The sequence below is a fragment of the Pseudomonas sp. FW305-28 genome (genome assembly GCF_017351395.1).
Taxonomy (GTDB): domain Bacteria; phylum Pseudomonadota; class Gammaproteobacteria; order Pseudomonadales; family Pseudomonadaceae; genus Aquipseudomonas; species Aquipseudomonas fluorescens_AA.
In genome coordinates this window covers 1-6522 of the sequence record NZ_JACNDD010000234.1, presented here as the reverse complement: position 1 = coordinate 6522, position 6522 = coordinate 1, and the positions used below count along the sequence as shown (strand labels likewise).

Sequence of the window (6522 nt, the reverse complement as noted above, 5' to 3'; positions counted from 1 at the left end):
GAAGCCTCATGGCTAGCACGCTGCGGCCAGCGCTGGGTAATCGCCTTGCGACGGGTATAGAAACGTACACCGTCCGGGCCATAGGCGTGCAGGTCGCCGAACAGCGAACGCTTCCAACCGCCAAAGCTGTGATAGGCCACAGGCACGGGCAATGGAACGTTGACCCCCACCATGCCGACTTCGATCTCGTCGCAGAACAACCGCGCCGCCTCGCCATCGCGGGTGAAGATGCAGGTGCCGTTGCCATACTCGTGATCATTGATCAGTTGCATCGCCTCTTCCAGGCTGTTGACCCGGACGATGCACAGCACCGGCCCAAAGATCTCTTCCTTATAGATGCGCATCTCGGGGGTCACACGATCGAACAGGCAGCCACCGAGGAAGAAGCCCTCCTCATGCCCAGCCACACTCAAGCCGCGACCATCGACAATCAGCGAGGCACCCGCCGTCACACCTTCTTCTATATAGCCACTGACCTTGTCCCGGTGCTGACCGGTCACCAACGGCCCCATGTCCAGCCCGCAAGACGTGCCGGCGCCGATCTTCAGCGCCTTGATCTGCGGCACCAGCTTGGACACCAGTGCATCCGCCACCTGGTCGCCGACACACACCGCCACCGAAATCGCCATGCAACGCTCGCCGCACGAACCGTACGCCGCGCCCATCAGCGCGCTGACGGCATTGTCCAAGTCGGCATCCGGCATCAGCACCGCATGGTTCTTCGCCCCGCCCAGTGCCTGGACGCGTTTGCCACGTCGAGTGCCCTCGGCATAGATGTATTCGGCAATCGGCGTCGAACCGACAAAACTCAGCGCCTTCACTTCCGGCGCTTCGATCAGCGCGTCCACCGCGGCCTTGTCGCCATGGACCACGCTCAAGACGCCCTTGGGCAAACCGGCTTCCAACAGCAACTGGGCGATCAGCAACGTCGAACTCGGGTCGCGCTCGGACGGTTTGAGAATGAAGCAGTTACCGCAGACGATCGCCAGCGGATACATCCACAACGGAACCATCGCCGGGAAGTTGAACGGTGTGATGCCCGCCACCACGCCCAAGGGTTGAAAGTCTGACCAGGCGTCGATGTTCGGTCCTACGTTACGGCTGTATTCGCCTTTCAGGATTTCTGGCGCTGCACAGGCAAACTCGACGTTCTCGATACCGCGCTTGAGTTCACCGGCCGCGTCTTCCAAGGTCTTGCCGTGTTCTTCGCTGATCAACTGGGCGATGCGCGCCTCGTTTTGCTCCAGCAATTGCTTGAAACGGAACATGACCTGCGCACGCTTGGCCGCCGGCGTATTGCGCCAGGCCGGGAAAGCCGCCTTGGCGGCGTCGATAGCCTGCTGGATGGTCGCGCGATCAGCCAACGGCACCTTATGGATGGCCTGGCCAGTGGACGGGTTGAACACATCGGCGGTGCGAGCACTGTCGCTCAGCAGTTCGCCATTGATCAAATGCGGGATGAGGCTCATGGGGGACTCCGGAATTATCCACAGGCGCCCGTGACCGGACGCCCGTTATCGAAAGCTATAGAGAGGGACGCATCAGTCGAGCTTGTTCAGCACTTCACCGACGGCGTCGAACAGGCGATCCAGGTCCTGCGGCTTGCTGTTGAACGTAGGCCCGAATTGCAGGGTGTCGCCGCCGAACCGCACATAGAACCCGGCTTTCCACAACGCCATGCCGGCCTCGAACGGACGCACGATGGCATCGCCATCGCGCCCGGCGATCTGGATCGCGCCGGCCAGGCCATAGTTGCGAATGTCGATGACGTTCTTCGCGCCCTTCAAACCGTGCAGCGCATTCTCGAAATGCGGGGCGATCTCGGCCACGCTCTGCACCAGGTTTTCCTTTTGCAGCAGGTCCAGCGCCGCCAGGCCAGCCGCGCAAGCCACCGGGTGCGCCGAATAGGTGTAGCCGTGGGGGAACTCCACCGCGTACTCAGGCGTCGGCTGGTTCATGAACGTCTGGTAGATCTCGCTGCTGGCAATCACCGCGCCCATGGGGATCGCGCCATTGGTGACTTGCTTGGCGATGCACATCAGGTCCGGGGTTACGCCAAAGCTGTCGGCACCGAACATCGAACCGGTGCGACCGAAACCGGTGATCACTTCGTCGAACACCAAGAGAATGCTGTGCTGGTCGCAGATTTCCCGCAGGCGCTTGAGGTACCCCTCAGGCGGCACCAGCACGCCGGCCGAGCCAGCCATCGGTTCGACGAACACTGCGGCAATGTTGGATGCATCGTGCAGTTCGATCAGTTTCAGCAGCTCATCGGCCAAGGCGATGCCACCCTCTTTCGGCATGCCACGGGAATAGGCGTTGCTGGCCAGCAAGGTGTGGGGCAAGTGATCGACATCCATCATCGCCTGGCCGAACAACTTGCGGTTGCCGCTGACGCCGCCGAGGCTGGTACCGGCGATGTTCACCCCGTGATAGCCACGGGCACGGCCGATCATCTTGGTCTTGGTCGCCTGGCCCTTGAGACGCCAGTAGGCGCGGACCATCTTCACCGCGGTATCGGCGCACTCGGAGCCGGAATCGGTGAAGAACACGTGATTGAGATTGCCCGGGGTCAGGCTGGTGATTTTCTCCGCCAACTGGAACGACAGCGGATGACCGTACTGGAACCCCGGCGAGTAATCGAGGGTGCCCAGTTGCTTGGCGACCGCTTCCTGGATTTCCTTGCGGGTGTGCCCGGCGCCGCATGTCCACAGCCCCGACAGCGAGTCGTACACCTTGCGCCCCTTGTCATCCACCAACCAACTGCCTTCGGCGGCGACGATCAGGCGCGGATCGCGCTGGAAATTACGGTTGGCGGTGTAAGGCATCCAGTGGGCATCGAGCTTGAGCTGGCTGGCCAGGGAACCGGCAGCGTGTTCGGGCATGTTCATCGACAAAAACCTCGCAGGTCATAAGCGACAGGGAATCGAAAGCGTTCTTGCAGCTAAGTTGCCACGGCGATAAAGTCGATGAAATGCAACTTTTGTAACCTTCAGTCGGCGGATCACTAAACTATGAGCGCGCGTCGTCCCGATCCACTGGCCCAGGTCAGCGACTTTGATATCCGCCTGCTACGCATTTTCCGCAGCGTCGTGGAATGTGGTGGGTTTTCCGCCGCGGAAACGGTGCTGGGCATCGGCCGCTCGGCCATCAGCCAGCAGATGAGCGATCTCGAACAACGCCTCGGTTTGCGTCTGTGCCAACGCGGGCGCGCAGGGTTTTCCCTGACCGAGGAAGGCCGCGAGGTGTATCAGTCGGCGTTGCAGCTATTGAGCGCACTGGAAAGTTTTCGCACTGAGGTCAACGGCCTGCACCAGCACTTGCGCGGCGAGTTGACCATTGGCCTGACCGACAATCTGGTCACCCTGCCCCACATGCGCATCACCCACGCCCTGGCGCAATTGAAAGAGCGCGGGCCCGACGTGCAGATCCAGATTCGCATGATCGCCCCCAACGAAGTCGAGCAAGGCGTGCTCGACGGGCGCTTGCATGTCGGCGTGGTCCCCCAGGCCAGTGCCCTGTCCGGACTGGAATATCAACCGCTGTACAGCGAGCGGTCGCTGCTGTACTGCGCGGTCGGGCATCCGCTGTTTTATGTCGATGACCAACAGCTTGAAGACACTCGCCTCAACAGCCAGGACGCCATCGCCCCCACGTTCCGTCTGCCGGCCGAGATCCAGGCCCACTACCAGGCGCTCAATTGCACCGCGAGTGCATCGGACCGCGAAGGCATGGCGTTCCTGATTCTCACCGGGCGCTACATCGGTTACCTGCCTGATCACTACGCCAACCTCTGGGTCCAGCAAGGTCGGTTGCGGGCCTTGAAACCCGCGGCACGGTTCTATGACTTGAGCCTGGCGTCGGTGACGCGCAAGGGTCGCCGGCCTCATCTGGTGCTGGAGAATTTCCTCGAGAGCCTGGCGGCAACCCGCTGATCCCATTTGCCCCTTGTGGGAGCGAGCTTGCTCGCGATAGCGATAGGTCATCCACATCACCATTGACTGACTAACCGCTATCGCGAGCAAGCTCGCTCCCACATTGGTCGAGGTTGGCCTGGTCATCGGCGGAGGTCTTTTTAGTGTGATGGCACTTGTCGGATTGATGCCGGTGCGCTATCAACGCATTTGCTTGCCCACAGACCAGCCCGGAAACGCCCATGACCTTTGAAGTCCCAGCCCACAGTGGCAAGCCCACCAGTCGCATTCGTCAAAAGAACGAAGAGACGATCCTCAAGGCTGCCGAAGATGAATTCGCTCGCCACGGGTTCAAAGGTACCAGCATGAATGCCATCGCCCTCAAGGCTGGGCTGCCCAAGGCGAACCTGCATTATTACTTCACCAATAAACTCGGCTTGTACGTGGCGGTGTTGAGCAACATCATCGAATTGTGGGATAGCACCTTCAATACCCTCACCGCCGAGGATGATCCGGCCGAAGCCTTGACCCGCTATATCCGCGCCAAAATGGAGTTCTCTCGTCGCCAACCCCAGGCATCGAGGTTGTTTGCCATGGAAGTGATCAGCGGTGGCGAATGCCTGACCGAGTATTTCAACCAGGATTATCGCGCCTGGTTCAATGGTCGGGCGGCCGTGTTCCAGGCCTGGATCGACGCCGGCAAGATGGACCCGATCGATCCGGTGCACCTTATTTTCCTGTTGTGGGGCAGCACCCAGCATTACGCCGACTTCGCCACCCAGATCTGTCGCGTGACCGGTCGCAGCAAGTTGACCAAGCAGGACATGATCGACGCGGGTGACAACCTGATCCGCATCATTCTCAAGGGCTGCGGCCTGACACCCACTCTTTAAGATCGCCATGCCCTTTACCCTTGCCGGTTTTTGCGAGTACCGCGAAGAAATTCGCAAAAGCCGCTTCATCACCTTCGCCGCGCCCATCACCAGCCCCGCCGATGCCCAAGCGTTCATCGAGCAGCACAGCGACCTGGATGCCACGCACAATTGCTGGGCCTGGAAACTCGGCGACCAGTACCGCAGCAACGACGATGGCGAACCAGGTGGCACCGCCGGGCGGCCGATCCTGGCCGCGATCGAAGCCCAGGCCTGCGATCAAGTCGTGGTGCTGGTGATTCGCTGGTACGGCGGAATTCAACTGGGCACGGGGGGACTCGCCCGGGCTTACGGCGGCGGCGCGAACAAATGCCTGCAAAACGCCGAAAAAATCGAACTCATCAGCCGTGTGCCGCTGCACTGTAGCTGCGGGTTCGCCGAACTGCCCCTGGTGAAACTGCGCGTCGCCGAGTGTGGCGGGCTGGTGAATGAAGAACGCTTCACCGCCAATGGCGTAGACCTGCAATTGGCCGTGGGTGAAGCTCACATCGACACCTTGCAAACGCAATTGGCCGACCTGAGCCGAGGACGGATCCTGTTGGAACGCTGAGTTCGCAGGCATGCAACCTTTCAGAGCATCGCGCAATCGTTCAACTTGCCCACATCCACTGTGCACCCGACTGTGGATAACCTGAGCACATTCCTCTGTAACCCTTCTGTCATGCGGGTTTCAGAGGGTTGCTCATTTTTCGTCCAAAGTCCTGCCCAATCGACAAATCCATCTGCAAAACAAGTGCTTGCAGGGGGTTATCACCTTTAGAAGAAAGCCTCGCAGTGCTTATGCCCGACTGTCCAGCTTGCGCACAATAACTGTGGAGCAACCTGTGGATAACCCGTTCATGGCTCCTCCCGCCCCAAGAAGGTCACGGCTCGCGGTCGTTTGTTCAATTTTTAACCACCCATTTCAGGGCAAACCGATGCCTGCATAAAACATGCGCGCTCCAACCCGGTGCAGAATTTTCCTGTTGCAGGTATCCAGGCCATACGCAGAGGGCCTTGGCGGCGGGGCCAAGGTATTTTCCTGACCTTATGGCCAGGAAATTGCTTTATCCACAGGCATTCCTGTCCATCGGCCCGAACCTGTCATGTCCAACCCCGACTCCATCGCGCGCCTGCAACTGCGCAAGATCAGCAAACGCTACCCCGGTTGCCTGGCCAACGACGCCATCGACCTGAGCATCCAACCCGGCGAAATCCACGCCCTGCTCGGCGAAAACGGTGCGGGCAAAAGCACCCTGATGAAGATTATCTACGGCGTCACCCCTGCCGATTCGGGTGAAGTGATCTGGCAAGGCCAGCGCGTCAACCTGCGTAACCCGGCCCAGGCTCGCAGCCTGGGCATCGGCATGGTGTTCCAGCATTTCTCGCTGTTCGAAACCCTCACCGTTGCGCAGAACATTGCCCTGGCAATGGGCGCTACGGCCGGTTCGCCAGCACAGCTGGAACCCCGGATTCGCGAAGTGTCCCGCCGCTACGGCATGGCGCTGGAACCGCAGCGGCTGGTTCACAGCCTGTCGATTGGCGAGCGCCAGCGGGTAGAGATCATTCGCTGCCTGATGCAGGACATTCGGTTGTTGATTCTTGATGAGCCGACCTCGGTGCTCACGCCCGTGGAAGCCGAAGAGTTGTTCGTGACCCTGCGTCGCCTGGCGAGCGAGGGCTGCAGCATTTTGTTT

General features: G+C 60.3%; 6 protein-coding genes. 4 read left to right on the top strand and 2 right to left on the bottom strand.

What is annotated here, in order from left to right; genetic code table 11:
• Together J4E53_RS29400 and J4E53_RS29395 are read right to left on the bottom strand one after the other, a co-directional pair.
• The coding region (locus J4E53_RS29400; RefSeq protein WP_207268258.1) for a CoA-acylating methylmalonate-semialdehyde dehydrogenase at nucleotides 1-1469 on the bottom strand (1469 nt) is incomplete at its 3' end.
• Between the two features lie 72 nt (nucleotides 1470-1541).
• Complete coding sequence (locus J4E53_RS29395) at nucleotides 1542-2891, bottom strand: aspartate aminotransferase family protein (RefSeq protein WP_060739305.1); 1350 nt, start codon at nucleotides 2889-2891, stop codon at nucleotides 1542-1544.
• A gap of 123 nt (nucleotides 2892-3014) precedes the next feature.
• On the opposite strand from J4E53_RS29395, the gene J4E53_RS29390 reads away from it, so the two are divergent.
• The 4 genes from J4E53_RS29390 to J4E53_RS29375 form a co-directional block, all read left to right on the top strand.
• Entirely contained in the window at nucleotides 3015-3935 is a 921-nt protein-coding gene (locus J4E53_RS29390) for a LysR family transcriptional regulator (protein WP_103311252.1), read from the top strand.
• A gap of 221 nt (nucleotides 3936-4156) precedes the next feature.
• A complete protein-coding gene (locus J4E53_RS29385; RefSeq protein WP_060739307.1) occupies nucleotides 4157-4807 on the top strand; it encodes a TetR/AcrR family transcriptional regulator in 651 nt (216 codons plus the stop codon).
• 7 nt (nucleotides 4808-4814) lie between these two features.
• The gene (locus J4E53_RS29380) at nucleotides 4815-5396 is read left to right on the top strand and encodes a YigZ family protein (RefSeq protein WP_103311253.1); all 582 of its coding nucleotides are present in this window, start codon (nucleotides 4815-4817) and stop codon (nucleotides 5394-5396) included.
• A gap of 535 nt (nucleotides 5397-5931) precedes the next feature.
• The coding region (locus J4E53_RS29375) for an ATP-binding cassette domain-containing protein (protein WP_207268257.1) at nucleotides 5932-6522 on the top strand (591 nt) is incomplete at its 3' end.

What these genes read in the sequence shown, in the direction of transcription:
- J4E53_RS29385 (WP_060739307.1), top strand. Translation starts at nt 4,157, where the DNA reads ATGACCTTTGAAGTCCCAGCCCACAGTGGCAAGCCCACCAGTCGCATT.
- J4E53_RS29380 (WP_103311253.1), top strand. Translation starts at nt 4,815, where the DNA reads ATGCCCTTTACCCTTGCCGGTTTTTGCGAGTACCGCGAAGAAATTCGC.
- J4E53_RS29395 (WP_060739305.1), bottom strand. Translation starts at nt 2,891, where the DNA reads ATGAACATGCCCGAACACGCTGCCGGTTCCCTGGCCAGCCAGCTCAAG.
- J4E53_RS29390 (WP_103311252.1), top strand. Translation starts at nt 3,015, where the DNA reads ATGAGCGCGCGTCGTCCCGATCCACTGGCCCAGGTCAGCGACTTTGAT.